At 71.5% G+C, this 26857-nt stretch carries 19 protein-coding genes; 6 read left to right on the forward strand and 13 right to left on the reverse strand.

Translation table 11 applies throughout. From position 1 onward, the window contains the following. From NJ376_RS19960 to NJ376_RS19970, 3 genes are all read right to left on the reverse strand, one after another. A partial coding sequence (locus tag NJ376_RS19960; protein ID WP_252955050.1) for a lytic transglycosylase domain-containing protein occupies positions 1-1150 on the reverse strand: 1150 nt, incomplete at its 3' end. Positions 1151-1436: 286 nt separating this feature from the next. Then, positions 1437-2525, reverse strand: a complete 1089-nt coding sequence (locus NJ376_RS19965) for a class I SAM-dependent methyltransferase (RefSeq protein ID WP_252955052.1) — start codon at positions 2523-2525, stop codon at positions 1437-1439. Next, the gene (locus NJ376_RS19970; RefSeq protein WP_252955054.1) at positions 2522-6799 is read right to left on the reverse strand and encodes a class I SAM-dependent methyltransferase; all 4278 of its coding nucleotides are present in this window, start codon (positions 6797-6799) and stop codon (positions 2522-2524) included. The genes NJ376_RS19965 and NJ376_RS19970 overlap by 4 nt, the downstream gene beginning before the upstream one ends. A 154-nt stretch (positions 6800-6953) precedes the next feature. Between NJ376_RS19970 and NJ376_RS19975 the strand changes: the two genes are divergently transcribed. Continuing rightward, a complete protein-coding gene (locus tag NJ376_RS19975; RefSeq protein WP_252955056.1) occupies positions 6954-7553 on the forward strand; it encodes a D-sedoheptulose 7-phosphate isomerase in 600 nt (199 codons plus the stop codon). Between the two features lie 488 nt (positions 7554-8041). On the opposite strand, the gene NJ376_RS19980 is transcribed toward NJ376_RS19975, so the two are convergent. Further along, complete coding sequence (locus NJ376_RS19980) at positions 8042-9814, reverse strand: glycosyltransferase family 2 protein (protein WP_252955057.1); 1773 nt, start codon at positions 9812-9814, stop codon at positions 8042-8044. Between the two features lie 320 nt (positions 9815-10134). On the opposite strand from NJ376_RS19980, the gene NJ376_RS19985 reads away from it, so the two are divergent. From NJ376_RS19985 to NJ376_RS19995, 3 genes are all read left to right on the forward strand, one after another. After that, positions 10135-11274 (forward strand): hypothetical protein, encoded by a 1140-nt coding sequence (locus NJ376_RS19985; protein WP_252955058.1) that lies wholly within the window; start codon positions 10135-10137, stop codon positions 11272-11274. A 139-nt stretch (positions 11275-11413) separates the two neighbouring features. Then, positions 11414-12838, forward strand: a complete 1425-nt coding sequence (locus NJ376_RS19990) for a leucyl aminopeptidase family protein (RefSeq protein WP_252955059.1) — start codon at positions 11414-11416, stop codon at positions 12836-12838. A gap of 164 nt (positions 12839-13002) precedes the next feature. Next, positions 13003-13416: a MarR family transcriptional regulator gene (locus NJ376_RS19995; RefSeq protein ID WP_252955060.1), complete on the forward strand. Its 414-nt coding sequence runs from the start codon at positions 13003-13005 to the stop codon at positions 13414-13416. A 127-nt stretch (positions 13417-13543) separates the two neighbouring features. On the opposite strand, the gene NJ376_RS20000 is transcribed toward NJ376_RS19995, so the two are convergent. The 7 genes from NJ376_RS20000 to NJ376_RS20030 all read right to left on the reverse strand — a co-directional run bounded on the left by NJ376_RS20000 (position 13544) and on the right by NJ376_RS20030 (position 21701). Beyond that, positions 13544-14476: a 2-hydroxyacid dehydrogenase gene (locus NJ376_RS20000; protein ID WP_252955061.1), complete on the reverse strand. Its 933-nt coding sequence runs from the start codon at positions 14474-14476 to the stop codon at positions 13544-13546. Between the two features lie 2 nt (positions 14477-14478). Then, positions 14479-14934 carry a hypothetical protein gene (locus NJ376_RS20005; RefSeq protein ID WP_252955062.1) on the reverse strand — a complete coding sequence of 152 codons (456 nt, stop codon included), beginning with the start codon at positions 14932-14934 and terminating at the stop codon, positions 14479-14481. Then, positions 14931-16529 (reverse strand): ABC transporter ATP-binding protein, encoded by a 1599-nt coding sequence (locus NJ376_RS20010; RefSeq protein ID WP_252955063.1) that lies wholly within the window; start codon positions 16527-16529, stop codon positions 14931-14933. The genes NJ376_RS20005 and NJ376_RS20010 overlap by 4 nt, the downstream gene beginning before the upstream one ends. After that, entirely contained in the window at positions 16526-17557 is a 1032-nt protein-coding gene (locus NJ376_RS20015; RefSeq protein ID WP_252955064.1) for an ABC transporter permease, read from the reverse strand. Before NJ376_RS20015 ends, NJ376_RS20010 begins: the two co-directional genes overlap by 4 nt. A gap of 202 nt (positions 17558-17759) precedes the next feature. Then, complete coding sequence (locus NJ376_RS20020; RefSeq protein WP_252955065.1) at positions 17760-18863, reverse strand: microcin C ABC transporter permease YejB; 1104 nt, start codon at positions 18861-18863, stop codon at positions 17760-17762. A gap of 62 nt (positions 18864-18925) precedes the next feature. Continuing rightward, positions 18926-20782 (reverse strand): extracellular solute-binding protein, encoded by a 1857-nt coding sequence (locus NJ376_RS20025; RefSeq protein ID WP_252955066.1) that lies wholly within the window; start codon positions 20780-20782, stop codon positions 18926-18928. Positions 20783-20927: 145 nt separating this feature from the next. Beyond that, positions 20928-21701, reverse strand: a complete 774-nt coding sequence (locus NJ376_RS20030; protein WP_252955067.1) for an inositol monophosphatase family protein — start codon at positions 21699-21701, stop codon at positions 20928-20930. A 50-nt stretch (positions 21702-21751) separates the two neighbouring features. Between NJ376_RS20030 and NJ376_RS20035 the strand changes: the two genes are divergently transcribed. Next, positions 21752-22591, forward strand: coding sequence for a prephenate dehydratase (locus NJ376_RS20035; protein WP_252955068.1), 840 nt, complete (start codon positions 21752-21754; stop codon positions 22589-22591). Positions 22592-22994: 403 nt separating this feature from the next. Then, positions 22995-24467 (forward strand): SulP family inorganic anion transporter, encoded by a 1473-nt coding sequence (locus tag NJ376_RS20040; protein ID WP_252955069.1) that lies wholly within the window; start codon positions 22995-22997, stop codon positions 24465-24467. 168 nt (positions 24468-24635) lie between these two features. Here the strand turns inward: NJ376_RS20040 and NJ376_RS20045 are convergent, their stop codons facing one another. Continuing rightward, positions 24636-25046, reverse strand: coding sequence for a DUF2237 family protein (locus tag NJ376_RS20045; protein WP_252955070.1), 411 nt, complete (start codon positions 25044-25046; stop codon positions 24636-24638). Between the two features lie 155 nt (positions 25047-25201). Then, positions 25202-26797: a phosphoenolpyruvate carboxykinase gene (locus NJ376_RS20050; RefSeq protein ID WP_252955071.1), complete on the reverse strand. Its 1596-nt coding sequence runs from the start codon at positions 26795-26797 to the stop codon at positions 25202-25204. Between the last annotated feature and the right edge of the window lie 60 nt (positions 26798-26857).

Genomic DNA, 26857 nt, shown 5'->3' on the forward strand with positions numbered 1-26857 from the left:
GCGGCAGGGCGGCGCTGGCCAGGGCCGTGCCACGGGCGGCCGACGGCGCGCTGCGCGCGGGCCGGGCGATGGGCGGCTCCATGGCGCGCGGCACCGGCGCCGGGCTGCTGCGGGACTCGCTGGCCTCGGACGCGGATTCCGCCAGCCTGGCGGCGCCCTCCGGCGTGCTGCCATCCGGGATGGGGTCCATGCGAACCACCCCGCCGGGCAGCGGCACGGCGCCCAGCGAGGCGACCTGCACCGGCGGCGGCAGGGAAGCCGCGGCAGTGCTGCCATCCGGGATCGGCTCCATCCGGACCACCGGGCCGGGCGGCAGCTGCGCCACCTGGATCCCCGGGTCCAGCGCCTGGCGCTGTTCCCGCAGCGCCAGCATCGTCGCGCTGTCCATCCGCCGCGGGCCGGGCGGGATGTTCAGCGGGATCTCGGCGGCGGCGTAGATCTCCGGCGCCACGCGGCGGCGCGGATGCGCGTCCACGATGCGCGGGCCGATGCGGGCGACGTAATTGCGCGTCTCGGTCGGCAGGCCGCGGCTGCCCCAGAGGTAGTCCTCCAGCCGCCGCGGCCCCGCATTGTAGGCGGCGAGGAAGGCGGGCGAGCCGTAGAGGTCGTACATCTCCCGGATGTAGGCGGCACCGGCCATGATGCTGTCATAGGGGTGGTAGGGATCGTCCCCCAGCCCGTAGCGCGCCTGCATTTCGCGGTAAGTGCCGGGCAGCACCTGCATCAGCCCCATGGCGCCGACCGGGGAGGTGGCGGAGACGCGCCCGCCGCTTTCCTGCCGCATCACCTCGCGGATCCAGCGCTCCGGCACGTCGAAGCGGCGGGCGGCCTCGCGGATCCAGGGCCCCCAGGGGTCGCTGGCCGGCCCCGGCGGGTCGTAGCTGGCGGGACGGTTGTAGTTGCCATAGGTGGCGGCGGCATGGACAGCCGGGCCGCCGCGCTGCTGCGCCTGCTGTCCGCAGGCCGCCAGCAGCGCCAGCAGCGAGAGGGCCAGGGCCGGCCGGCCCCAACCGCCGCCCCGGCAAGATCCCCGCGGACCAAAGCCCCATGGGCCGCCCGGCCGGACTCTTCCCCCTGCACCTCCGGACGCCGCATTTCCGGTCTCAACCGGAACGAAACACCGTAGGCCAGCTTGTTGCCCTTCGGGCATCACCACCGCTCCGTCACGTCTTGGCCACCGGATTTCCGAAGCCTGCCCCCTCCGGGTCAGCGGTGTCCCCACACCGCAGCCCCAGGCTGCCCCGAGAACCAGGCGGACGGTTTGCGTCCTGCAGTCGAAGCCGTACACGCTCTCGCGTTGGGAAGGCAAGACCGAGTTGCGCTCGCAATACTTTGGTCAGGTACAGGCTTGGCTGTGACGACTTGGCCACAGCGATTGTGGCTTTCTTGACGAATGCCTAATGATTCGGCGGCACCGGCTTCGTTACCACCAGATGTTATTGCCCTCGGCGGCGCAGCCGGGCGAGGCCACGCCGCAGCGGCAGCAGCCGTCGCCAGGCCGCCCGCGCCGGGCGCAGCGCCGCGCGGGTCCAGAGCGCGGCTTCCAGCACCGGCGGAAGCTGCTGCTCCGTCAGCCGGTGGAGCTGCGCCTCGATGCCCGCCAGCCGGGCATCGAGCGCCGGCGCGGCGGGCCCGGCCGGCGGGGGTGCAGCGGGCACCAGCCAATCGGTCTGCGCCCTGAGTTCCAGCAGCACCTGCCGCAGCAGCTCCAGCCGCGCCGCCTCGCGCGCCTCGGCCGAGGCGAATTCCTGCCGGCCGCGACGGAGATGCACGAGGAATTCCACCGCCGGCTCCGGGCGCAGCCACTCGATTCGCCAATCCGCGAGGCCGAGCGCCCCGAGCTCCAGGATCAGCAGGGCGAAGCTCGCCGGGGTGAACTGCCAGGCATGGCAATCGACATAGGGAGCATCCGGCGACTCGACGCACCTCTCGAAGACGGCGAGCGCATCCTCCAGCCTGCCGCCGAGGCGCAGCGTCGGCACCGCCTCCCCCGCCCCCCAGCCCGGGCGTCCCTCGGCATCGGTGGCGCTGTAGGCGAAATGGTCGAACAACGTCCCCGCCGCATGCCGCACCGCGCCGCGGCGATGCGCCGCCAGCACCTGCCCCGTGGTGCTCGGCGGCTTCAGAAGGTCGAAGCACCAGCGCTTGTCCGGCACCGCGAGCACCAGCACCCCCCGCCCCGGGTCCAGCAGCCGCGCGGCGGAGCGCAGGAAGCCGAGCGGGTCCGGGATGTGCTCGATGACGTGGCTGGCGATGAGGGCGGCGAAGCGGCCATGCTCCGCGGCAGGGAACAACGCATCCAGCGGGCCCTGCGTCCAGATCCGGTCCACCGCCTCGATGCGCGCGGTGTCCACGTTCGGCGCGGCGGCGTATTTCGCCACCAGCGCCTCGCGGCTCGCATGGTCCACCACGGTGGTGTTCCAGCCGTCGCGCTTGGCTGCGATCGGCCCGAAGCTCGGGCCGATCTCGATGATCCGGTCGGCAGGCGAAAGGCCGCGCAGCAGGGCGGCGTTCCGCTCGCTCATGCCGCGGGACGGCGACCGGTGTACTCAAAGCCGGCGGCGATGCGCTCCTGGCTCGGCTGGGTCAGCGTCGCGAAATTCCGCCAGGTGGCCTCCCGCCGGCGAGCGGGGTCGCGCCAGGCATCCACCAGCCAGCCGATGGGCGCGGCGCGCAGCCCATCCGCCGCCGCCGCCGAGACATCCCGGCGCAGCGCCGATTCGCATTCCGAGGCCAGCCAGGCGAAGGCGAAGACCGGGTTCAGGTTGTCCGGCACCCGCACCTCGCCGGCCTCGAACCCGTCGAACCACTGCAGCAGCCCGTACTTCGTGCAGTTGTAGAAGTGCCAGGGCGCCTCATGCTCCGGCTGCAGGAAGGCGGTCTGGATGAGCACCCAGCCGCCGGGCTTCAGGATACGGCGGATCTCCGCCGCGGCGCGCATCGGGTCGGCGTAGTGCTCGAAGGCGTTGAGCGCCACCACGCCCTCGAAGGCGGCATCGACGAAGGGCAGGCGGTGGGCGTCGGCGATCAGGTCGGTGTTGCGGAAGATGGCCGCCTCGGCCTCGATCACGTTGGGCAGGCGGTCGGGCGTCCCGCCGGCCGAAAGGTTCAGCACCGGCCCCGGCGTGGCGCGGATCCGCGCCTCGACATGCGCCGGCAGCGGGTTGCTGACATGGTGCTCCGGATGCAGCACCGGCTCGCCGAGCCCGGGGAACAGCACGGGCCGCCCAGCGACGAGCGGCCAGCGGTGATCCTCGCCGGAGAGCAGGGCCGAGCCGTCCGGTGCCAGGGCCAACGGCCCGCCGGTCACCGGGCAGCGCAGCAGGGGCAGGAGCTGGGCGACCCGCTCCTCCCGCGCCGGGGCCGCCGCCGTGCCGGCCGCCGTCGCCCCCCGGCCGCCCGGCGCGGTGAGGGCGAGCCAGGCATGGCGGCGTTCCATATCCGCCATCAGCTTCTTCTTGTTCTCCTCCATCTCCGTCACGGTGCGCAGCATGGAGCTGGCATGCACGCGGTACTCCGCCAGCGGCTCGCCGCCCACCGCGACGCCGGGCAGGCCGCGCTCCGCGATGCGGCACCAGAAGTCGAAATCCTCCCAGCCAAAGCGGACATTGTCGTAGCCGCCAACCAGCGCCCAGCTCGCCTTCGAGATGAGCGCCATGGCGTCCACGTAATTGCCGCCGACAAAGCGCAGCGGGTTGGCCGGCCACACGCCCATCAGCTCCTGCGTCGCACCGAACTGGCGGATGACGGGGTAGGCATAGGCGGCGCCCACGCTGTTCAGCACCGCGAGGCAGCGGGAAACGCAGCCGGGCAGCAGGCGGTTGTCGGCGTCGAGCGGCAGCACGTGCAGCGTCTCCGCCGCGTCGAAGCCGACATTGCGGGTCGGGCCCAGCCCGGCATTGACCAGGTTGCGCAGCACGGCGAGGCGGTTGAAGCGATGCCGGTGCCGCTCCGCCCAGCGCAGCGCGACGGCCAGGCTGTCATCGGTGGAGGCGTCGTCCACGACGACCAGGTCGAGGTCGGCGACGTCCTGCGCCGCGACCGAATCCAGCGCCTCCTCCACGAAATGCGCGTAGTTGTGCAGCGGTACCACCACGGTGACGTCGGCCTGCCGCAAATTGTCCGACAGGAAGACCTGCTCATGCGCCGGCAGGGCCGGCGGCGGCATCGGCTGGTGCAGCGGCTGCAGTCCGAAGGCGAAGGCGCGCGACGCCGCCCGGCCGCCGCGGAGATGCTCGAGCAGCGAGGCGGCCAGCTCGGCCCGCCGGTCCGGCCCGAAATTCCACAGCGCGTCGTAGAGCGCGTTGCGCGCCACGCGCCGGCGTTCCTCCGGGTCGTCCAGCAGCCGCCGCAGCGCGCCGTGCCACTCCTCCTCCGATTCCGCGAGGAAGCCGGTCTCGCCATGGCGGATGGCACGGCGATAGGGCCCGGTGGGCGAGGCGATGGTGCAGACCCCGGCGATCGCCGCCTCGAAATACTTCAGCTCGCTCTTCGCCTCGCAGAACGGGTTGCCGACCTCGAGCGGCGCGAGGTTGATGTCGAACCGCGCCACCTCCTCCGGCAGCTGCTCCAGCGGCACGCGATGGCGCCATTCGATCTGCGATTCCAGGCCGTGCAAGGCAGGGAATTCCTCGATGTCGATCAGCGGCCGCCCGGTTTCGAGGTCGTGGAACAGCACGAGGCGCGCCGCGGGCGAGGCGCGCAGGATGCGGCCGACCGCCGCCGCGCAGACGGAGAAGTCCCGCTGATGCGTGCGTGAGCCGCCGGCATAGCCGATGCGGAACAGCCCGTCGGAGGGCGCCGCCGCGCGCCGCCGGGCGGCCAGCCGGGACCGCGCGAAGGTCGCCGCGTCGAAGCCGTTCGGCAGGACCATCGCCGGCAGCCACATGCGCCGCGCATGGCTCGCCAGTTCCTCCGTGGTGACGGTGCAGAGGTCGGCCTGCAGCATGGTACGGCGGACCCGCTCGTAGAATTCCTCGACCGCGCTCTCGGTGAGGAACTGGGTGCGGATGCCGTCGATGATGTCGACCCGCGCCAGCTCCGGGTCGATCATCAGGTCGTCGACGTCGAAGATGATGCGGGCGCCGGCCTGGCGCGCCGTGTCGATCGCCGCCCCCACCTCGGGCGTCCAGGCGGCGCGCCAGATGCAGAGGAGCTGCGCCGAGGCGATCTCCGGAAGCCGCGCCGGCAGCTCCTCGATGCGCAGGATCTCGGCCTCGGCGCCCGCCTGGCGCAGTGCCACCGCATAGCGCTCCACCCGGTAGGAATGGCCGGGCGTGTGCGGCTCACCGCTGAGGAAGACGATGCGGTAGCGGGCGGGTGCGGCGGCGGGCAGGGGTGTTGCTGCTGCCGCCGGGGCGGGCGGGGCCAGGGCTGGGGCCAGCGCCGGGGCGGGCGGCAGGGCCGGCGCCGGGGTTGGGGCCGGCCGGCCCAGCATGGCACGCAGCTTCGCCCGGTAGCCCGGCTCGCCGCGCCATAGCCCGGCCGCGACACGCATCGGCCGCGTCAGCCGCCAGGAGCTGGAGGCGAGGAGCGCGGCGCGCTGCTCCCGCAACGCCATCGCCTCGGTCCGGGCCGCGCGCATCTCGACGCGGGCGGCGAGCAGCTCGGTCTGCGCCTGGTCCTGCTCGGCCCGCGCCTGGGCGAGGCTCGCCGCCATCTGCTCGCGCGTCGCGACGGCGGCATCGCGCTCCGCCAGCGCCGCATCGCGCTCCGCCAGCGCCGCGTCCCGTGCCGCCAGGGCGGCATCCCGGGCGGCGAGAGCGGCGCCGTGCTCGCCCGGCACGCGCTCGCGCTCGGCCAGGATGCGGTCGCGCTCGGCCAGCGCGTGGTCGCGTTCCGCCAGCGCGTGGTCGCGCTCGGCCAGGATGTGGTGGCGTTCGGCGAGGATGTGGTCGCGCTCGGCGCTGACGCGGTCGCGCTCGGCCAGCGCCGCTTCGCGCTCGGCCAGGGCGGCGTCGCGCTGCGCGGCCAGGGCGCCGATCCGGTCCTCCTGCTGCCGCTCCGTCACCTGCCGGCGGCCGACATCCCGGGCCAGCTCGGCAAGCTGGTAGCGGGAGCGCACCGCCTCGCCACGCGCGGCGAAGAGGTGGCGGATCGTCGCCGTCATCGCCGCATCCGCCTCGAACAGGGCGGCGACCGGGCGGGGGAATTCGCGGCCGAGGCCGAGCACGCCGAGGCCCTGGCCGTGGGTGAACTCGAAATGCGGGTGCTCCGCCCGCAGCGCACGCCACAGCCGCCAGACGCCGAAATCGCGCTCCCGCACGTTGATGTCGTGGAACAGCACGACGCCGCGCTCGGAAAGCGTCTCCCGCCAAGTCTCGAAATCGTGCCGCACCGCCTCCTCGGTGTGCAGCCCGTCGATGTGCAGCAGGTCGATCTCGCCGGCCCCGAAATAGCCGCGCGCTTCGTCGAAGCTGCTGCGCAGCAGGGTGGAGAAGCGGCGCCAGTGGCGCTCGTTCACCTCGCTGACGCGGGCGAAGACCTCCTCGCCGTAATGGCCGGCATGCTCGTCCCCCTGCCAGGTATCGACCGCGTGGCAGAAGCTCGGCAGGCCGCAGCGTTCCACCGCTTGGCAGAAGGCGCCGTAGGAGACGCCCCAATGCGTCCCGAGCTCGACGATGTTGCGCGGCCGCAGCGCCTTCACCAGCCACCACGCGAAGGGCACATGCTCCAGCCAGGCGCTGGCGGCGAGGTGGTCGGGGTGCCAGTCGAGCTCCGGGCCCAGTTCCAACGCGGCGGCCACGCCGGCCAGCCCCGGATCGGTTGCGATCGGGCGGTCGGGCAGGTTCAGGTCCATGCATCGTCCTTCGCTGTGCGGCCAAGCCTGCGGCACGCTGGCATGGCCACCTGCGTCCTATGACTGTAATTTGCCGTCACGGCACGACACAAGGGCGTTGCCATTATCGCGAGCGCTTGATTCGGAGACACGGTTTCGGGCATGCACCGGTGCCATGAGCACGACCCCACTGGATGCCGAGATCGGCAGCGCGATCCGCCGCTCCGCCGCGGTGCTGCAGGCGATGGCGGAGGATGCCGGCTGCCGCGCCGCCATCGCCGGCATGGTGGAGGCCAGCGTCGCCGCACTGCGTGCCGGCGGGCAGCTGCTGTTCTGCGGCAATGGCGGCAGCGCGGCCGATGCGCAGCACTGGGCGGGGGAGCTGGTCTCCCGTTTCATGTACGACCGCCCAGGCCTCGCCGCCATCGCGCTGACGACGGACAGCTCCATCCTCACCGCCATCGGCAATGATTACGGCTACGAGCGCGTTTTCGCGCGGCAGGTGGAGGCGCTGGGCAGGCAGGGCGACGTGCTCTTCGCCATTTCCACCTCGGGCCGCTCGCCGAACATCCTTGCCGCGCTGCGGGCCGCAAGGGCGAAGGGCATGGCGACCCTCGGCTTCACCGGCGCCGCGGGCGGCGAGATGCCGCCGCTCTGCGATCATTGCCTGCGCGTGCCGGCCACCGTCACGCCGTTGATCCAGGAGGGGCATGCGGTGGCGGGCCATACCATCTGTGCGTTGATCGAGCGGCAGCTCTTCCCGCGCGAGGCATGAGGCCGGCGCAGTTTCCGATCGCGACGGTGCATGTCGATCGCGGCGGATCAAGCAGGCGGAATCCCTGCCCGGCATCTTCGCGCTGATGCGCGCGGCGCGGGTGCGTGGCACGCTGCCCGCCATCGTCACAACCACTCCGGCATCAGCCGCGGCCTCTACACCGAGACGGATTTCGGTGCGCTGATGCCATGGATGGCGGCGCGCTTCGCCGCAGAGGGCGAGCGCTGCCTGCGGTGGAGCATTGCCCGGACCATCCGCTGCACGCCTTGGGCCCCACCGGCGGGAGAGCGACCGGCAAGCCCGCCCCGAATGGTGCGCGACGCGGTGCGGCGCCACGGCCTCCTCGCGCTCGATCGTTCCGCAAGGGGATCGCGCAACGGACATGCCGGCCGGGCCGCGCGGACGTGCCCTGGCTGGTGCTGGTCGCCGCCGCCGCCGCATGGCTGGCAGCCCCGCCGGAGGCCGCGGGAGGGGGCCGGGTCTGACCTTCAGGCCGGGGTCCGCGAGCCGACCCAGCCCCCGGCGGTGGCCCGATGGCGGCGCCCCCGGTCCGGCCACGGCGCCGCGGCCAGTGCGGCATAGGCTCCCTCCCGCGAAAGCCAGGGGTTGTAGAAGGGGTCGTGCAGCAGCGCCTGCCCCCAGCGCTCCTGCATTGTGGCGATCTCCCCCGCGAAGCGCCGCATCTGCTCCGGCGAGAGGTCGGCGCCGCGCGAGGCGGATTCCAGGTGATACAGCTCTGCGAAGGGTGTCCAGAGATTGCGCAGCCCGCGCGCCCGTAGCTTCAGGCAGAGATCGACATCGTTGAAGGCGACGGCGAGGCGCTCGGCATCAAAGCCGCCCACCGCCAGAAAGGCGTCCCGCCGCACCGCCAGGCAGGCGGCAGTGACGGCCGCGACTTCCCGCACCACGCCGAGGCTGCCGAAGGGGCCGGGGTCGTCGCCGGCCGTGCGCGGCAGGTAGTGGTCGGCGACGCCGCCGATGCCGATGACGATGCCGCCATGCTGCAGCCCACCATCGGCATAGAGCAGCTTTGCCCCGACGGCGCCAATGCCCGGCCGCATGGCCTGCGCCACCATCTCCGCCAGCCAGCCTGGGCCGATCACCTCGATGTCGTTGTTCAGCAGCAGCAGCACCTCACCCCGCGCCGCCTCGGCCGCGCGGTTGTTCAGCGCGGCGTAGTTGAAGGGGCCGGGGGCGGGCAGGATGCGCACCCGCGCATCCCGGCGCAGCCGGTCGAACAGCGCCGCGGTCGCCGCCTCCCGGCTGTCATTGTCGATGACGATCACCTCCATGGCCGGATAGTCGGTGCGGTGCAGCACCCCTTCCAGGCAGGCCTCCAGCAGGGCGGCACGGTCCCGCGTGGGCACCAGGATGGAGACCAGCGGCGGCGGCGCCGGCAGGGGCCAGGCGATGCGGCTGGCCGCGGGCCAGAGCGGCGCCGGGGAGAGCTGCACCGGCCGGCCGGCCTCCGCCAGCACGGCCGCCGTCGCCGCCCGTTCCGGCGCCGCTTGCCGCGGCGGGGCGGTGGCAAGGAGCATGGGCAGGTGGCGGATTGCCGCGGCCGGCACCGCAAGGGCGGCGCGGCGCGCCAGCAGCTCCGGCGCCGCGCCCGGCCAGCGGGCGGCGAGCGAGGCGCGGTAGGCGGTGGCGGGGCCGAAGAGATTGGCCGCCAAATGCCAGTCCGGGTCGAAATCCGGCTTCAGCCAGGGCAGCGGCCCGGCCTCGCCGGGGGCGGCGACCTCCTCGTCGGCATAGAGGATCTCCGCCTCCGGCGCCGCCGCCGCCCCGGCCGCCAGCAGGGACAGGGCCAGGGGGTGCAGCACCTCTCCGGAGCGAAGGAACAGCCACCAATCGGCCTCGGGTGGCGGCGCGGCCTCCCCCGGCAGGCGGATGGCTAAGGGCGGGTGGCGCTGCGCGGCGAGGGAGGCAAGGGTCGCCTCCAGCGCCCCCTCCCCCGGCACGACATGCACCAGGAAGCGCGGCGCCGCCGCCGGGCCGTCCCCGGCCGGCACCTGCCCGGCCAGCCAGCGCGCATGGCGCCGCCGCCAACGCTGCAGCTTCGGGGGCGGGGTGCGGTCCAGCCGGGGCGGGCGGGGTGGGGTGCCAAGCAGGCGCTGCGCCACCAGGGCCAGCGGGACACGGATGGCCCCGGCCAGCCGGGCAGCCGGCGGCGGCAGCAGCGCCCAGCTCCGCCGCCAGCACCGGCTGGCCAGGCCAAGCAGCCCGCGCCGCAGGCCGGAAAGCGCCGCAGCCCGCGGCATGGCTAGGCGCCGTTCCCCGCCGTTGCGGAGCAGGGCATGGGCCTTGGCGGGGCGCGATCTGTCACGGGCTGGAGCGTTCCTTCGCCGCTTCGGCCCGGCGGGGAGGCAGTGCGTGGCATGCCGGGCGGCGCGGCCATGGCAGCCCCGGCGGGCGATGGCAACCGCGGCGGCGGAAGCCGCCGCGCAATGTGCGCGGCGGCACGCCAGACGCTGTTCTCACGGCATCGTGATTGACCTCACTCAGCTCTGTCTCAACCCGATCGCCCGACTTTTGTCATACCGGGCAGGTGCTCCCCGGCCCGGCACGGCAGGAAAAATCTTTGCTCGATCAAATCGATATGGTCCTCCGCCCGAACACCCTGCCGCTGCGGCTGACGGAGCTGGCGGTGCCGGGCAAGGATGCGGCGCGGGGAGTGCACGCCTACAGCACCGCCGGCACCTGGCCGCGCCTGGCGCGCCGGGCCGGGGAGGCGGCGGTGGAGATCGGCCTCGCCCTCGGTCGGGACCTCCTGCAGGCGGCGGATCCGCGGCCGATGCTGCACCGGCTGGAGCCGGGGCTGGCCCCCTGCCGCCAGGCGCGCAGCGTCGCCCTCTTCATGCACTACTCGGCGGGCGGCGGCGTCTCCGAGATGGTGCTGCGCCAGCTCCGCATGCTGCGGGAGCAGGGCTTCGCCGTGGCCTTCATCTCCACCGCGGCGGAGATCCCCGAGGCGGATTGGGACGCGGTGCGGCAGGTGGCGGCGCTGCTGGCGCACCGACGCAATTTCGGCCGGGATTTCGGCGCCTGGCGCGACCTGATCGGCCCCGTGCTGCAGCGCTGGCCGGAGGCCGAGGAAGTGCTGCTGATGAATGACAGCATCCTCGGCCCGATCCGCGACCCGGATCCCTATTTCGCGGCGCTGCGCGCCGGCGGCCCCGGCCTGTTCGGCCTGACCGAGAGCCTGCAGGGCAGGCCGCACCTGCAGAGCTACCTGGTGCTGGCGCGCGGCGCGGCGGCGGTCGCCGACCTCGCGCTCTTCCTCCGGCAATTCGTGCCGAGCCATTCCAAATGGCTGGTGGTGCAGCGGGGCGAACTGCGGCTCTCGGGGTGGATGCGCCAGCGCGGCCATCGCGTCGCCGCCCTGTTCGGCTACCACCGGCTGCTGGAGGCGGCGCTGTCCGACCCGGCGGAGATCGCGCAGCTCAGCGCCTCCCACCCCCTGCTGCGGGAGCTGGAGCGGCTGCCGCCGGCGGAGCGGCTGGCGCTGCTCCAGGCGCATCCGTTGAACCCGACCCAGCATCTGTGGACCGTGCTGGTGCGGCGGCTGGGCTTTCCCTTCCTGAAGACGGAGCTGGTGCGTCGCAATCCGGGCCATCTGCCCCATGTGGAACAATGGCCGGCCTTGGTGCCGTCCGCCGCCCCCTGCCCCGTGGCGGTCATCAAGGCACATCTGGCCAGCCTGCGGCCCCGAACCGTATGAAACCGACAGTTGAGTTATAGAATTCCGTAAATCCTGGAGGCTGCGGCGCACCCGAGATATTGCTACGAAACCGTATTTATTGCGCGATTTGCGTTCTTTTGGGCTCGCCCGCCCGAAGCCGGGCGGATATTCACGACAGATGAACGATTCGACCCAAAGGCAGCCGCCGGGGCTTACCCAGGCGCTGGCCCCTGCGGGGGCGCCCGCCCTGCCCCTGCACGCCGTCTCGCCTGCCGCCCTGCCGGCGCTGCTCGCCGGGCTGCCGCCGGCGACGGCGCAATTCCTCCACGCCACCGGCTTTGCCGCCAAGCCGCAGGAATGCCAGCTCCTGCCCGGGCCGGAGGGGCTGGCGGGCGCCGTGCTGGGGCTGGGGCTGGGGGAAGCCGTGCCCGGCCCCTGGTCCTTCGGCGCCCTGCCCTACCTGCTGCCCGCCGGCACGGCCTGGACGCTCGCGGATGCGGTGCCGGAGGTGGCGGCGCAGGCCGCACTCGGCTGGGCACTCGGCGCCTATCGCTACAGCCGCTTCAAGGCACCGCCCCGGGCGCCGGCGCAATTGGCCCTGCCGCCGGGCTGCGAGGCGGCGCTGCAGCAGGCCGCCGCCATCTGGCGGGCGCGGGACCTGATCAACACTCCCGCCAACCTGCTGGGCCCGGCGGAACTCGCCGCGGCGGCGCAGGAGGTGGCGGCGCGGGAAGGCGCACGCTGCGAGATCATCGCCGGCGAGGAGCTGGCGGAGGGCTTCCCGGCGTTGCATGCCGTCGGCGCCGGCAGCCCGCGCACACCTCGCGTAATCGTGATCGAATGGGGGGTGGCGGACGCACCGCTTGTCGCCCTCTGCGGCAAGGGCGTCTGCTTCGACACCGGCGGGCTCGATCTCAAGCCCTCCTCCGCCATGCTGCGGATGAAGAAGGACATGGGCGGCGCCGCCCTCGCCCTCGGCCTGGCCGAGATGGTGATGCAGGCGAAGCTGCCGGTGCGCCTGCTGCTGCTCATCGGCGCGGTGGAGAATGCGGTCTCGGGCGAGAGCTTCCGTCCGCTCGACGTGCTGCGCAGCCGCGCGGGCCTCAGCATCGAGGTGGGCAACACGGATGCGGAGGGACGCCTCGTCCTTGCCGATCTGCTCACCTATGCGGTGGAGCGCAGCCCCGCGCTGGTGCTGGATTTCGCCACACTCACCGGCGCGGCGCGCGTCGCGCTCGGGCCCGATCTGCCTGCGCTGTTCACGCCGGACGATGCGCTGGCGGAGACGCTGCTCGCAGCTGGTCAGACGACCGATGATCCGCTGTGGCGGCTACCGCTACACAAAGGTTACGATTCGTGGCTCGACAGTAGCGTTGCGGAGATGAACAACGTATCGAACCGCCCGATGGCCGGCGCGATCATCGGCGCGCTATTCTTGAAGCGGTTTGTCCCCGACGCGGTGCGGTGGGCGCATGTCGATGTCTATGCGTGGAACGATGCCACCCGGCCGGGACGCCCGGAAGGCGGCGAAGCCCAGGCAATCCGCGCCGCGTTGCGGGCGATCAGCACCCTGTTCGATGGCGTCGCAGCCACGCACGGGTAACGAAACCGAGATGGGATGGAAACTTTCCCGCATCCGTCGCTCTTGCGTCATCAGAATGCGCAGATTGACGGATTCGGATTCCAGAGCGGCGTAGCCCACAGGGCCGCAAGGCCCGGATGGGTGCGCCAGGGGTACACGCCCTGTGGGGCAAGGGGATTGAAGCTATGGCGGTTCAAACACACCCGGACCAACTCGTCGCCATCCTGCGCGATACGGTCGTGGCTCTCGTCCGGCGCGATGGGCCGGATCTTTCGGCGCGGCAGCTCGGCGTCTTCCTGACGGTGTATCTGACGGACGGCCCGCACACGGTGCGCGGCCTGGCGGCGGAGCTCAACGTCTCCAAGCCTGCCATCACCCGCGCGCTCGACCGGCTGGGCGAACTGGACCTGGCGCGCCGCAAGGTAGACCCGATGGACCGCCGCAGCGTCATCGTGCAGCGTACGCTGAAGGGCACCGCCTTCCTGCGCGACATGCGCCAGATCATGAGCGAGGCCGAAGGGGTGGTGCCGGAGATGTCGGAAGCGCCCGAGGCGGCGAATGCCGAGCCGCCGCGCGGCGAGGGCCGCAGGGCGGGCTGACCGACGCCCGGCTGTGGGGGCAGCCGGCGGATGTCAGAGACGGGAAGCCGCCGCGGCGGCTTCGCCGGATATGCCTCGCGTCCCGGCGTAATGCGACGACGACGCCCGGCGGCGACGCGGAGCGCGCTCAGTAGCCGGCGGCGAAATCCACCAGGTTGATGAGCGGCCGGCCCTCACGCAGCCGGTGCAGATTCTCCACCACCTGTGGCGCGGCGCTGGCGGGGATGGTGATGCTCGCCGCATGCGGCGTCAGCACCACGCGCGGATGCCGCCAGAAGGGATGCTCCGGCGGCAGCGGCTCGGGCTCCGTCACATCCAGCGCGGCGCCGGCGATCTGCCCGCTCCCCAGCGCCGCCAGCAGGTCCGGCTGCACCACATGGCCGCCGCGCGCCGCGTTCAGCAGGAAGGCACCGCGCGGCAGCAGGGTCAGGCGCTCCGCGTTCAGTAGCCCGCGCGTCTCCGCCGTCAGCGGCAGCAGGCAGACCAGGATGTCGCTGCGGGCCAGCATGGTGCGCAGCCCGTCCTCGCCGTGGAAGGTCTCGATATCCGGCAGCGCCTTCGGCCGGCGGGACCAGCCCATGACGGGAAAGCCGAGGGCGCGGAGCTTCGCCGCCGCATCGCCGCCCAGTGCGCCGAGGCCGAGGAGGCCGATGCGGCGCTGCGCCGTGTCCGGCGCCGGCAGCTCATGCCACAGCGCGGCTGCCTGCTGCGCGCGGTACTCCGGATCCTGCCGGTGGAAGCGCAACACGTTCAGCAGCACCCACTCCGTCATCCCCTGGGTGAGGCGCGTATCCACCAGCCGCGCCACCGGCACGCCGGGCGGCGGGCCCGGCGGGCGCATGAGATGATCCACCCCGGCGCCCATGGAGACGACCAGGCGGAGATTGGGAAAGCGGCGCAGCGCGGCGAGGTCGTAGCCGGTCCACATCACCACCGCCTCGATCGCCGCCGGGTCGCCCGCGTCCGGATGCAGCCGGATATCGAGCGCGGGATCGAGGGCGAGCAGCGCGTCGCGCCAGCCCGCCATCGCGGACTCCTTGGTGGCGAGCAGGATGGCCATGGTCAGTCCTTCGGTAAGGTCTCGAGCGAGTCGGGCAGGGCGCGGATGAAGGCGCGCCAGTCGTCGCGGCGCGTCGCCGCACGCTCCTCGCCATCCGGCAGCTTGGCATAGAGGCTGAGCACGCCGCGCGACCACCAGAAGTCGAAATGCCGGTCGGCGGAGAGCACCAGCGCGGCGGTGCGGTCGAACACCGCGTCCCGCACCTGCGGCTGCTGCCGCTTCAGCCACCACCAGCAGCCCACCCCCAGCACCGCAGCGCCGAGGTAGTAATGCACCAGCGCGGTGGCGGTGAAGGAGGCGAGCAGCACCACCGCGGGCGGCACCACGTTCTCCCCCGTGCGGTAGACCGGGCTGCCAGGGCTGTTCATCGGGCGGATATGCACGCCGAGCTTCACCTGGCCCGCATCCAGCAGCGTCCGGAGCCGCTGCAGCTCCGGCCCTGCCTCGGCGCCGCTCATGCCCGCACCGTCGCCAGCTCGAAGGCTGCCGCCATCAGGGCGCGGGTATAGGGGTGGGCGGGGGCTTCGGTCAGGCGTCCGGCCTCGCCCTCCTCCACCACCTTCCCGTCCTTCAGCACCATGATGCGGTGGGACATGGCGCGCACCACGCGCAGATCGTGGCTGATGAAGAGGTAGGCGAGGCGATGCCTCGCCTGCAGGTCACGCAGCAAATCCACCACCTGGGCCTGAACGGAAACATCGAGGGCGCTGGTCGGCTCATCCAGCACGAGGAGTCGCGGCTTCAGCACCAGCGCCCGCGCGATGGCGATGCGCTGGCGCTGGCCGCCGCTGAATTCATGCGGATAGCGCTGCGCCATGGCGGGGTCCAGCCCCACCTCCTCCAGCGCCTGCGCCACCGCCGCCTCGCGGCCGGCGCGGCCGAGGCCGGGCTCATGCACCTCCAGCCCCTCGCCGATGATCTCCCCGGCCGAGAGCCGCGGGGAGAGGGAGCCGTAAGGATCCTGGAAGACGATCTGCATGCGGCGGCGGAGCGGGCGCAGGGCGGACTGGCTCCAGCCCTGGATATCCTCGCCCTCGAAGCGGATCGCGCCCGTGCTGCGCTCCAGCCGCAGCAGGGCAAGGCCGAGCGTCGTCTTGCCGCTGCCGCTCTCCCCCACCAGGCCGAGCGTCTCGCCCTCCCGCACCGCGAGGCTGACGCCGTCCACCGCCTTCACATGCCCGACCGTCCGGCGGAACAAGCCGCGGCGGATGGGGAAATGCACGCGGATATCCTCGCCGCGCATCACCTCCGGCGCCTCCGGCGGCACCGGTGCGGGGCGGCCGCGCGGCTGCGTCGCCAGCAGCATTCTTGTGTAGTGGTGGCGCGGGGCGGCGAAGATGGTCGCCGTGTCCCCCTGCTCCACCGCCTCGCCATCCTTCATCACCACCACGCGGTCAGCATGGCGGCGGACGATGCCAAGGTCATGGGTGATGAGCAGCATGGCCATGCCGGTGCGGCGCTTCAGCCCCGCAAGCAACTCCAGGATCTGCGCCTGGATGGTGACGTCGAGGGCGGTGGTCGGCTCGTCGGCGATCAGCAGCTTCGGATCGTTGGCCAGGGCCATGGCGATCATCACCCGCTGGCGCTGGCCGCCGGAGAGCTGGTGCGGGAAGGCGCCGAGGCGCTCCGCGGCGCGGGGCAGGCCGGCCTCGCGCAGCTTCTTCGTCACCTGCTCGCGCAGCGCGGCGCCGGAGAGCGGGCGGTGCAGCGTCACCGCCTCCGCCACCTGGCGCCCGATGCCGTGCAACGGGTTGAGCGAGGTCATCGGCTCCTGGAACACCATGCCGGCGACGCCGCCGCGCAGCCGGCGCAGCGCCGCCTCCTCAGACTGCAGTACGTCGGTGCCGTCCAGGATGATGCGCCCCTCCGGATTGTGCCCGCCGGGTGGCAGCAGCCGCAGGGCCGAGAGGGCCGAGACGGATTTGCCGCTGCCGCTTTCGCCGACCAGCGCCAGGGTCTCCCCAGGATACAGCTTGAAGGAGAGGTTCCGCACCACGCGGCGCGCGCCGAAGGCGACGGAGAGGTTCTCCACCGTGAGGAGCGGCGCGCTCACCCCCCGCCCCCCGGCAGCTTGCGCGGGTCGAAGGCGTCGCGCACTGCCTCCCCCACGAAGATCAGCAGGGTCAGCACCCCGCCCAGCACGACGAAGCCGGTGAAGGCCAGCCAGGGCGCCTGGAGATTGTTCTTGCCCTGGGAGAGCAGCTCCCCCAGCGAGGGCGAGCCGGGGGGCAGGCCGAAGCCGAGGAAGTCCAGGCTGGCGAGGACGGTGACCGAGCCGGAGAGGATGAAGGGCAGGAAGGTGAGCGTCGCCACCATGGCGTTGGGCAGGATGTGGCGGACCATCAGCCGCGCATCCGCCACGCCCAGCGCCCGCGCGGCCCGCACATAATCCAGGTTGCGGCCACGCAGGAATTCCGCCCGCACCACCCCGGTCAGCCCCATCCAGGAGAACAGCAGCAGGAAGACCAGCAGCACCCAGAAGCTCGGCGTGATGATGCTGGCCAGGATGATGAGCAGGAACAACTGCGGCATGCCCGACCAGATCTCGATGAAGCGCTGGAAGAGCAGGTCCGTGGTGCCGCCGTAATAGCCCTGCACCGCCCCCGCGGCGACGCCGATGACGGAGGAGACGATGGTGAGGGTGAAGCCGAAGAGGACGGAAATGCGGAAGCCGTAGATCACCCGTGCCAGCACGTCCCGCGCTTGGTCATCCGTGCCCAGCCAGTTCCGCGCTGAGGGCGGCGCCGGGGCGGGGCGGCCGAGATCCCGCACGATGGTGGCATGGGCGTAGGGGATGGGTGGCCAGACCATCCAGCCGCGCTGCTCCACCTCCTGCACCAGCACCGGATCATGCCAATCGGCCTCCGTCGGCAGCCCGTCCGGCAACACATCGCTCTCGGCATAGTCCACCAGCACGGGGAAGAACCAGCGCCCCTCCACCCGCGCCACCAGGGGGCGGTCATTGGCGATGAACTCGGCGAAAAGCGTGACGAGGAACAGCGCCAGGAAGATCCAGAGCGACCACCAGCCGCGGCGGTTCGCCCGGAAATTGGCGAGGCGCCGGGCGTTGAGCGGGCTCATGGCGTCGCAGGGAGGGCGCTGCCCTCCCTGCACCCTCCCGCCAAGGGCCGAAAGGCCCTTGGAACCCATGACTTATCTCCAGGCGGAGGAGCCCCAGCGGGGGTCCTCCGCCTGGAGATTAAAACCCACCGGGGTCCAGGCACTGGTTCAGTCCCCGGCGGGGGTGCAGGGGGCAGAGCCCCTTGCAACGCTACGGCCCCGCTCACCGCCTAGCCTCGAAATCTATGCGCGGGTCGACCAGGGTGTAGGTGAAGTCGCCGACGATCTGCATGATCAGGCCCAGCAGGGTGAAGATGTAGAGCGTGCCGAACATCACCGGGTAGTCCCGCCGGATCGCCGCTTCGAAGCCCAGCAGCCCGAGCCCGTCGAGCGAGAAGATGATTTCCACCAGCAGCGCGCCGGTGAAGAGGATGCCGATGAAGGCGGCCGGGAAGCCGGCGACGATCAGCAGCATGGCGTTGCGGAACACATGGCCGTAGAGCACACGGGTTTCGCCCGCGCCCTTGGCGCGCGCCGTCACCACGTATTGCTTGTGGATCTCCTCGAGGAAGGAGTTCTTGGTCAGCATCGTCAGCCCCGCGAAGCCGCCGATGACCAGCGCCAGGGTCGGCAGCACCATGTGCCAGGCATAGTCCAGTGCGCGTTCCCAGAAGGGCGCGGCGGACATACCGGGGGAGAGCAGCCCGCGCAGCGGGAACCATTGCAGGAAGCTGCCGCCGGCGAACAGCACGACCAGCAGGATGGCGAAGAGGAAGCCGGGGATGGCATAGCCCACCAGCACGGCGGCGGAGGTCGCGACGTCGAAGCGCGAGCCGTCCCTGACCGCCTTCCGGATGCCGAGCGGGATGGAGACGAGATAGATGATGAGGGTGGACCAGAGGCCGAGGGAGACGGAGACCGGCATCTTCTCCAGGATCAGGCCCGCCACCGGCCGGTCGCTGAAGAGCGAGCGGCCGAGGTCGAAGCGGGCATAGCCGGAAAGCATGTCCCATAGCCGGACATGCCAGGGCTTGTCGAAGCCGAAGGCCTTCTCGATCTCCCGCACCACCGCCGGGTCCAGCCCCTGGGCACCGCGGTAGCGCGTGCCTTCGCTGCTGCCGCCCTCGCTGCGCTGCGGCGCGCGGGTCTCACCCTGCCCCTCGCCGGAGATGCGGCCGAGGGTGCTGCCGGCATTGCCCTTCAGCTCGGCGATCATCTGCTCGACCGGCCCGCCCGGCGCGAATTGGACGACGGCGAAATTGATCAGGATGATGCCGAGCAGGGTCGGCACCACCAACAACAGGCGACGGAGGAGGTAGGCGGCCATGCGCTAGCGTTCGATCGTCGGAGGCGCGCAGCGCCGGAGGCGTGAATCGGCCGCCATGATGTCTATTGCGGCCGGGCTTCGCGCTTGCCCTGTTCCACCGCGCCTTCCCGGCCGCCTTCCACCCACCAGGAATCGAGGGCGAGGGCGTAGCGCGGGTTGCGCGGCGGCCGGCCGAATTTGTCCCAATAGGCCACGCGGAAGGTGCGGCTGTGCCAGTTGGGGATCATGTAGTCCTGCCACAGCAGCACGCGGTCCAGCGCGCGGGTGCGGGCCACCAGCTCGGCGCGGTCCGGCGCGCTGATCACCAGCTCCACCAGCTCCTCCACCACCGGGTTGCAGATGCCGGCGATGTTCTGGCTGCCCTGCTTCTGAGCCTCGGCACAGGTGAAGAAATCGCGCTGCTCATTCCCCGGCGAGAGGGATTGCGGGAGGACGTCCATCGTCATGTCGTAATCGAAGCTGTCCATCCGCACCTGGTACTGCGCCGGGTCGATGGTGCGCACCCGCGGCTCCATGCCCAGCCGCTGCAGGGATTGCACGAAGGGCAGCGCCACGCGCTCATAGGTCGGGCCGTTCAGCAGGATCTCGAAGGCGAAGCCCTCGCCGCGCGCATTCACCAGCCGGCGGTCGCGCACCGTCCAGCCCGCCTGGCGCAGCAGGTCCAGCGCGCGGCGCAGCCCTTCCCGGTTGTTGCCGCTGCCATCCGTCACTGGCAGGCGGTAGGGCTCGCTAAACAGCTTCTCCGGCAGTTGCCCGCGGTACTTCTCCAGAATCTCCTTCTCCCGCCCCTCCGGCACGCCGGAAGAAGCGAGCTCGGAGTTGGAGAAGTAGGAGGTGGTGCGCGTATAGCTGCCGTAGAACAGGTTGGCGTTCATCCATTCGAAGTCGAAGACCTCGATCAACGCCCGCCGCACCCGCGCGTCCTGGAAGAGCGGCCGGCGCAGGTTCATCGCGAAGGCCTGCATGCCGGTCGGCAGCTCGTGCCGGATCTCGTCCAGCTTCACCAGTCCGCGCCGTACGGCCGGGAAGTCGTAGGCGGTGGCCCAGTCCTTCGCCACGTTCTCGGTGCGGAAGTCGATCTGCCCGGCCTTGAAGGCTTCCAGCGCCACGGTGCTGTCGCGGAAATACTCATAGCGCATGGTGTCGAAATTCGCCGTGCCCTTCATGGTGGGCAGGTCGCGCGCCCAGTAGTCCTCGACACGGCGATAGACCAGGCTGCGCCCCGGCTCGAAGCGCTCCAGCTGGTAGGGGCCGGAGCCGAGCGGCGGGTCCAGCAGCGGCCGGGCGAAGTCGCGCCCCTCCCACCAATGCTTCGGCAGCACGCGGAGCTGACCGAGGATCAGCGCCAGCTCCCGGTTCTCGTTGGTCTTGAAGCGGAAGGTGACGCGCTTCGGCCCTTCCGCCGCCACGCTCGCCACGTCGCCGTAATAGGAACGGTAATTGGGCCGCCCCTGCTCCCGCAGCGTGTTGAAGGTCCAGACGACATCCTCGGCGGTGATAGGCTTGCCATCATGCCAGCGCGCTTCCTCCCGCAGCATGAAGGTCACGCCGAGGCCATCGGCTGCCAGCTCGATGGCGGCAGCCAAGTGGCAGTACGCCGTGCTGGCCTCGTCCGCGCTATCCCGCAGCAGCGTCTCATAGACGTTCGCCAGAATGCCGACCGCCGGCGTGCCACGCAGGATGAAGGGGTTGAAGCTGTCGAAGCTGCCGAGGGCCGTCAGCGCGATCTCCCCGCCCTTCGGCGCCTCCGGGTTCACCCAGGGGAAGTGCGGGAAATCCGCCGGCAGGGCCGGCTCGCCGAGCAGCGAGAGGGCATGGGTGCGGCGCGGCGCCGCCTGGGCCGCGGCGGGCTGCGGCCGGGCAGCGGACAGAGCCCAGGGCAGGGCCAGGGCGGAAGCCAGAAGGTCTCGGCGATGCATGGCCGGAGGATGGGGATTCGCAGCCGCCGGGGCAACCACCGCCTGGAGCATTTGCAGGTCCCATGCGTTCACCGAAAATGCTCCAGGCCCTTGTTTGCAGAGCAGGTTCACGCCTTCGGGCGATGCCGCCCTACGGCGATCCGCCCTAGCCCGCCAGCAGCCGGGTGGCCTCGGGCAGCAGGGCCGGGTCGCCCACTGCCAGGACGCGGCCATCGCTCTCCAGCGTCAGCGCCTCGCCCTTCCAGCCCGTCACGCGGCCGCCGGCACCTTCCACCACCGGCACCAGGGCGGCCCAGTCCCAGGGCTTCATGGTGCTTTCAGCAATGACATCCACCAGGCCGAGGGCCATGAGGCCATAGGCATAGCAGTCGCCACCCCAGGTCACGCGGCGGGCCGCCGCCCGCAGCCGCTCGAAGCCCGGGCGGTCCTGCGGCTCGAACATCTCGGGGCTGGTGCAGGAGAGCTCAGCCTCCGCCAGCCTTCCGCAGGGCCGGCAGCGGGGCGTCCCGCCCAGGGGAGAGCGGAAGCGGGTGGGCTGGCCGGCCACGCCGATCCAGCGCTCCCCGATGCCCGGCTGGTCGATCAGCCCCAGCACCGGGCGGCCGCGATGCAGCAGGGCGATCAGCGTGCCGAACAGGGGGCGGCCGGTGACGAAGGCGCGGGTGCCGTCGATCGGGTCCAGCACCCAGAGATATTCGGCATCCGCCCGGTCCGGGCCGTATTCCTCGCCCCAGATCCCATGGGCGGGGAAGCGCTCGGCCAGCAGGGCGCGGATCGCCCGCTCGGCGCCACGGTCGGCCTCGGTCACCGGGCTGGCATCGCCCTTGGCCTCCACCAGCAGGGGGGAGCGGAAGAGGGGGCGGATGACAGCCCCGGCCAGCTCCGCCGCTGCCTCCGCCGCCGCGATGAACGCCTCCATGCCCTTACTCCCCGTTTGCGCGGCCGTGGGGGCTCGATTACACGCCCTGCATGACCGACACCATCGCCTTCCAGGGCCTGCCCGGGGCCTATTCGGACCTCGCCTGCCGCGCCGCCTATCCCGGCTGGGCCACCCTGCCCTGTCCGAGCTTCGAGGCGGCGATGGATGCGGTGCGGGACGGCCAGGCGAAGCTGGCGATGCTGCCCTGCGAGAACACCCTGGCCGGGCGGGTGCCGGACATCCACCGCCTGCTGCCGGATAGCGGCCTCTTCGTCGTCGGGGAGCATTTCGAGCGGGTGGAGCACTGTCTGCTGGCGCCGAAGGGGGCGACGCTCGCCGGGCTGAAGCGCGCCCACAGCCACCCGGTGGCGCTGGGCCAGGTGCGCCGCATCCTGAAGGAGCTGTCTCTGGAGCCGGTGATCGAGGCCGATACCGCGGGCGCCGCCGAGCTGATCGCCCGCCGCGGCGGCACGGAGGATGCCGCCATCGCCTCCGCCCTCGCGGCCGAGACCTACGGCCTCGAGATCCTCCGCCGCAATGTGGAGGACGCGCCGCACAACACCACGCGCTTCTATGTCTGCTCGCTGGAGCAGGCGCCGCCCTTCCGTGGCGAGTGCGTGACGACCTTTGTCTTCCGGGTACGGAACATCCCGGCAGCGCTCTACAAAGCGCTGGGCGGCTTCGCGACCAATGGCGTGAACATGACGAAGCTGGAAAGCTATATGCTGGACGGCGAATTCACCGCCACGCAATTCCTGGCCGATGTGGACGGCCACCCGGACGATCCGGGGCTGGCCCGGGCACTGGAGGAGCTGGAATTCTTCTCCCGCGAGCTGAAGGTGCTGGGGGCCTATCCGGCGCATCCCTTCCGGCGCGCACATCGCGGGTAACGGCCCCCGGCCCCGGAGGGCTACCGGTTGGCAGCAGTGCCGCCAACCCCTGCCGGGGCCAGGAGCTGGCCCGCCCCCAGGTCCGGGTCCAGACCAACCGTTGAGGCTGCCGACGACATAGCCCGGCCCTACCCGGCATTGCGCCTGGGGACGACCCAGCCGGGCATTCCTGTCCGGCAACGGTGGAGCACGGACAGCGGGTGCGAAGGCACCTTCCAGGGCGGAAGGCGTATTGCGCTGCAGCAAGGCCGCGGTTAGCCTTTTCACATGACCTTGCGCGCCATGTCCGAAAGCTCCCGGCCCACGCCGCCATAAGGGCAGGACCATCGCCGGCCCGCCGGCTCCCCCGCGCCTTTTCCTATCCTGGCCGCCCCGCGCGGGCCGGCCCGCCGAAAGCTGTCCCATGCCCCTGTCCAAGCTGCGCGCCGAATGGGCGCCGAATGTCACGCGCGACCTGCTGGCCGGCACCGTCGTCGCCCTGGCCCTGATCCCTGAGGCCATCGCCTTCTCCATCATCGCCGGGGTCGATCCGAAGCACGGGCTCTACGCCTCCTTCTGCATCGCCGTGGTCACCGCCATCGCGGGCGGGCGGCCGGCGATGATCTCGGCGGCTACCGGCGCCACCGCGGTCGTCATGGTCTCACTCGTCAAGGATCATGGCGTGCAGTACCTGCTGGCGGCGACGCTGCTCACCGGGCTGTTCCAGCTTCTCGCCAGCGCGCTCCGGCTCGGCGACCTGATGCGCTTCGTCTCGCGCTCCGTCGTCACCGGCTTCGTCAATGCGCTGGCCATCCTGATCTTCATGGCGCAGCTGCCGGAGCTGATCGGCCTGGGCTGGCAGACCTACGCCATGGTCGCGGTGGGGCTGGCGATCATCTACCTGCTGCCGCGGCTGACCACGGCGGTACCCTCGCCGCTCGTTGCCATCCTGCTGCTCACCGGCTTCTCGATGGCGACGGGGGTGGAGTTCCACAAGGTGGGCGATATGGGGGCGCTACCCTCCGACCTGCCGGCCTTCGCCCTGCCCATGGTGCCGCTGAACCTGGAGACGCTGCGCATCATCCTGCCCTATGCGCTGACGCTCGCCATGGTCGGGCTGCTGGAAAGCCTGATGACGGCGGCGATCGTCGATGAGATGACCGACACCACCTCCGACAAGAACCGGGAATGCGCCGGCCAGGGCCTGGCCAACCTCGCCTCCGGCCTGTTCGGCGGCATGGCGGGCTGCGCCATGATCGGGCAATCCGTCATCAACGTCTCCTCCGGCGGGCGGGGGCGGCTCTCCTGCCTCTGGGCCGGCGTGTTCCTGCTCTTCCTCATCCTCGTGCTCGGCCCCTGGGTGAAGCAGATCCCGATGCCGGCGCTGGTCGCGGTGATGATCATGGTCTCGATCAACACCTTCCAGTGGCGCTCGCTGAAGACGCTGGTGACGCATCCGAAGAGCTCCTCCGTCGTCATGCTGGCGACCGTCGCGGTGGTGCTCGGCACGCATGACCTGGCGCAGGGCGTGCTGGTGGGGGTGGTGCTGAGCGGGCTGTTCTTCGCCCAGAAGATCTCCCGCTTCTTCGGCGTCGAGTCGGCGCTGGCCGATGGAGTGCGGACCTATCGCGTGACCGGCCAGATCTTCTTCGCCACGGCCGAGGCCTTCCACAACGCCTTCGACTTCCGGGAGGAGCTGCGGCAGGTCGTCATCGACGTGCACGCCGCGCATTTCTGGGACCTGACGGCGATCAACGCGCTGGACCGGGTGGTGCTGAAATTCCGCCACCACGGGGTGGCGGTGGAGATCATCGGCATGAACGAGGCGAGCCGCAGCCTGGTGGAGCGCCTCGGCCAACACCACAAGCCGGGCGCCGCGCTGGCCGGCGGACACTAGAGGTTCCCCACAAAGCCGCTGCGCGGCTTCGTGGGGGCCCCGGAGGCGCTGGAGTTCTGAGGCGTCGCACAGCCTTCCGCGGCGAAGCCGCGGAAGGGTACCGGGCGAGGGCAGGTTTTGGCAGGCGCGCCCAGGCCCCGGGCGTCGCTTCCTGCGCCAGGGGCCGGTTCAGGCCTCGGCGGCGTGGGCCTCCAGGTCTTCCAGCCGGCACACGGCGAGCGCCGCTTCATGCGTGGCCTCCAGCGCGACCAGCGGGGCCTGGCCGGCGCGGCGGGCTTCCTCCCAGCGGGCGGCGCAGAGGCACCAGCGGTCGCCGGGCTGCAGGCCGGGGAAGCCAAAGGCGGGCATCGGGGTGGAGAGGTCGTTGCCGCGGCTTTTCGAGAAGGCGAGGAATTCCGCCGTCATCACCGCGCAGACCACATGCAGGCCGAGATCCTCCGGCCCGGTGTTGCAGCAGCCATCGCGGAAGAAGCCGGTCACCGGCGCCACGGAGCAGGGCAGCAACGGGCCGCCCAGCACGTTGCGGGCGGTGGGGCGCTCCTCCCGCCGGCGGCGGAAATCGGTGTCGTCGAGCGGCATCGGGCTCCCCGTGCTATTCGATTAGCCAGGACAGGGTTCTCATCCGGCCCAGGCCAGCCACGGTTCCGCCCGCCGCCCCCAAACTCATCGTTCCCAAAGGCCCTTCGGCCTTTGGCGGGGTGGGTCCGGGAGGGGCAAGGCCCCTCCCAGGCGCCTCAGGCCGCCGCGCGGATTGCCGCCGCCTTCACTTCCTCGCTCACCGCGCCCGCGAAGGTCTCGAAGTTCTTCTCGAACAGCCCGACCAGCTTCTTCGCCGTCGCGTCATAGGCCGCCTTGTCGGCCCAGGTCTCGCGCGGGTTCAGCACCTCGGCCGGCACGCCGGGCAGCGACTTCGGCATCATCAGGCCGAAGAACGGATCCTGCACGAACTCCACCTTGGCCAGCGAGCCGTCCAGCGCCGCCCGCAGCAGGGCGCGGGTGTGGTGGATGGACATGCGGTGGCCAGTGCCATAGGCGCCGCCGGTCCAGCCGGTGTTCACCAGCCACACCTGGGCGCCGTCGCGGGCGATCAGGCTTTCCAGCATCTTGCCGTAGACTTCCGGGTGCCGCGGCAGGAAGGGCGCGCCGAAGCAGGTGGAGAAGGTCGCCTGCGGCTCCTTCCCCAGCCCCTTTTCCGTCCCCGCGACGCGCGCCGTGTAGCCGGAGAGGAAGTGGTACATCGCCTGGGCCGGCGTCAGCTTGGCGATCGGCGGCAGCACGCCGAAGGCGTCCGCCGTCAGCATCACCACGTTCCTCGGCTTGCCAGCCTGGCCGCCCGCCATCGTGTTCGGGATGTAGTCGAGCGGGTAGCAGGAGCGGGTGTTCTCGGTCAGCGAGGCGTCGTCGAGGTCGAGATTGCCCAGCTCGTCCGCGACCACATTCTCCAGCACCGCGCCGAAGCGGTGGGAGGCGGCCCAGATCTGCGGCTCCTGCTGCTGGTCCAGGCGGATGACCTTGGCGTAGCAGCCGCCCTCGAAGTTGAAGACGCCGTGGTCGGACCAGCCATGCTCGTCATCGCCGATGAGCTGCCGCTCCGGGTCGGAGGAGAGGGTGGTCTTGCCGGTGCCGGACAGGCCGAAGAACAGGGCGGTGTCGCCGGCGCGGCCGACATTGGCGCTGCAATGCATCGGCAGCACGCCGCGCGCCGGCAGCAGCCAGTTCATGACGGTGAAGATGCTCTTCTTGATCTCGCCGGCATAGGAGGTGCCGGCGATCAGGATGGTCTTTGCCGCGAAGGACAGCGCGATGCAGGTGCCGCTGCGGCAGCCATCCTCGGCCGGGTTCGCCTCGTATTCCGGGGCGTGCAGGATGGTGAAGTCCGGCTCGAAGCCGTCCAGCTCCGCCCGCGCCGGGCGGATGAACATGTTGCGCGCGAACAGCGCATGCCAGGCATTGGTGGTGACGAGGCGGACCTTGATGCGGTGGGCCGGGTCGGCGCCGGCGTAGAGATCCTCGGTGAACAGCACCGGGCGCGCGCCGAGCCAGCTACGGACCTTGGCGGCCAAGCCACGGAACTTCTCCGGCGCCATGGGCTGATTGATCTTGCCCCACCAGACCTGGTCATGGACCTCCGGGTCATCGACCACGAATTTGTCCTGGACGGAGCGGCCGGTATGCACCCCGGTCACGGCGATGAAGGCGCCATCGGCGGACAGCCGGCCCTCGCCGCGCCGCAGCGCATGCTCCACCAGGCCGGCGGCGGTCAGGTTCGCGTGGACGGCGCCGCTGGCGGCGACGCCGGTGCCGGCAAGGGCGGGCTGGGGAGACGACATTCAGATCCTCCGGAGGGGCGGGGCGGTCCCGGTATCCGCTTAATAAAAGACCATTTTAAG

Source organism: Siccirubricoccus soli, assembly GCF_024178315.1.
GTDB lineage: Bacteria > Pseudomonadota > Alphaproteobacteria > Acetobacterales > Acetobacteraceae > Siccirubricoccus > Siccirubricoccus soli.

Excerpts from the sequence above, each read along its gene's own strand:
- NJ376_RS20025 (WP_252955066.1), bottom strand. The coding sequence starts at position 20,782 with ATGCATCGCCGAGACCTTCTGGCTTCCGCCCTGGCCCTGCCCTGGGCT.
- NJ376_RS20005 (WP_252955062.1), bottom strand. The coding sequence starts at position 14,934 with ATGAGCGGCGCCGAGGCAGGGCCGGAGCTGCAGCGGCTCCGGACGCTG.
- NJ376_RS20050 (WP_252955071.1), bottom strand. The coding sequence starts at position 26,797 with ATGTCGTCTCCCCAGCCCGCCCTTGCCGGCACCGGCGTCGCCGCCAGC.
- NJ376_RS19965 (WP_252955052.1), bottom strand. The coding sequence starts at position 2,525 with ATGAGCGAGCGGAACGCCGCCCTGCTGCGCGGCCTTTCGCCTGCCGAC.
- NJ376_RS20035 (WP_252955068.1), top strand. The coding sequence starts at position 21,752 with ATGACCGACACCATCGCCTTCCAGGGCCTGCCCGGGGCCTATTCGGAC.
- NJ376_RS20030 (WP_252955067.1), bottom strand. The coding sequence starts at position 21,701 with ATGGAGGCGTTCATCGCGGCGGCGGAGGCAGCGGCGGAGCTGGCCGGG.
- NJ376_RS19970 (WP_252955054.1), bottom strand. The coding sequence starts at position 6,799 with ATGGACCTGAACCTGCCCGACCGCCCGATCGCAACCGATCCGGGGCTG.
- NJ376_RS20020 (WP_252955065.1), bottom strand. The coding sequence starts at position 18,863 with ATGGCCGCCTACCTCCTCCGTCGCCTGTTGTTGGTGGTGCCGACCCTG.
- NJ376_RS20015 (WP_252955064.1), bottom strand. The coding sequence starts at position 17,557 with ATGAGCCCGCTCAACGCCCGGCGCCTCGCCAATTTCCGGGCGAACCGC.
- NJ376_RS20000 (WP_252955061.1), bottom strand. The coding sequence starts at position 14,476 with ATGGCCATCCTGCTCGCCACCAAGGAGTCCGCGATGGCGGGCTGGCGC.
- NJ376_RS20040 (WP_252955069.1), top strand. The coding sequence starts at position 22,995 with ATGCCCCTGTCCAAGCTGCGCGCCGAATGGGCGCCGAATGTCACGCGC.
- NJ376_RS19995 (WP_252955060.1), top strand. The coding sequence starts at position 13,003 with ATGGCGGTTCAAACACACCCGGACCAACTCGTCGCCATCCTGCGCGAT.
- NJ376_RS20045 (WP_252955070.1), bottom strand. The coding sequence starts at position 25,046 with ATGCCGCTCGACGACACCGATTTCCGCCGCCGGCGGGAGGAGCGCCCC.
- NJ376_RS19975 (WP_252955056.1), top strand. The coding sequence starts at position 6,954 with ATGAGCACGACCCCACTGGATGCCGAGATCGGCAGCGCGATCCGCCGC.
- NJ376_RS19990 (WP_252955059.1), top strand. The coding sequence starts at position 11,414 with ATGAACGATTCGACCCAAAGGCAGCCGCCGGGGCTTACCCAGGCGCTG.
- NJ376_RS19980 (WP_252955057.1), bottom strand. The coding sequence starts at position 9,814 with ATGCCGCGGGCTGCGGCGCTTTCCGGCCTGCGGCGCGGGCTGCTTGGC.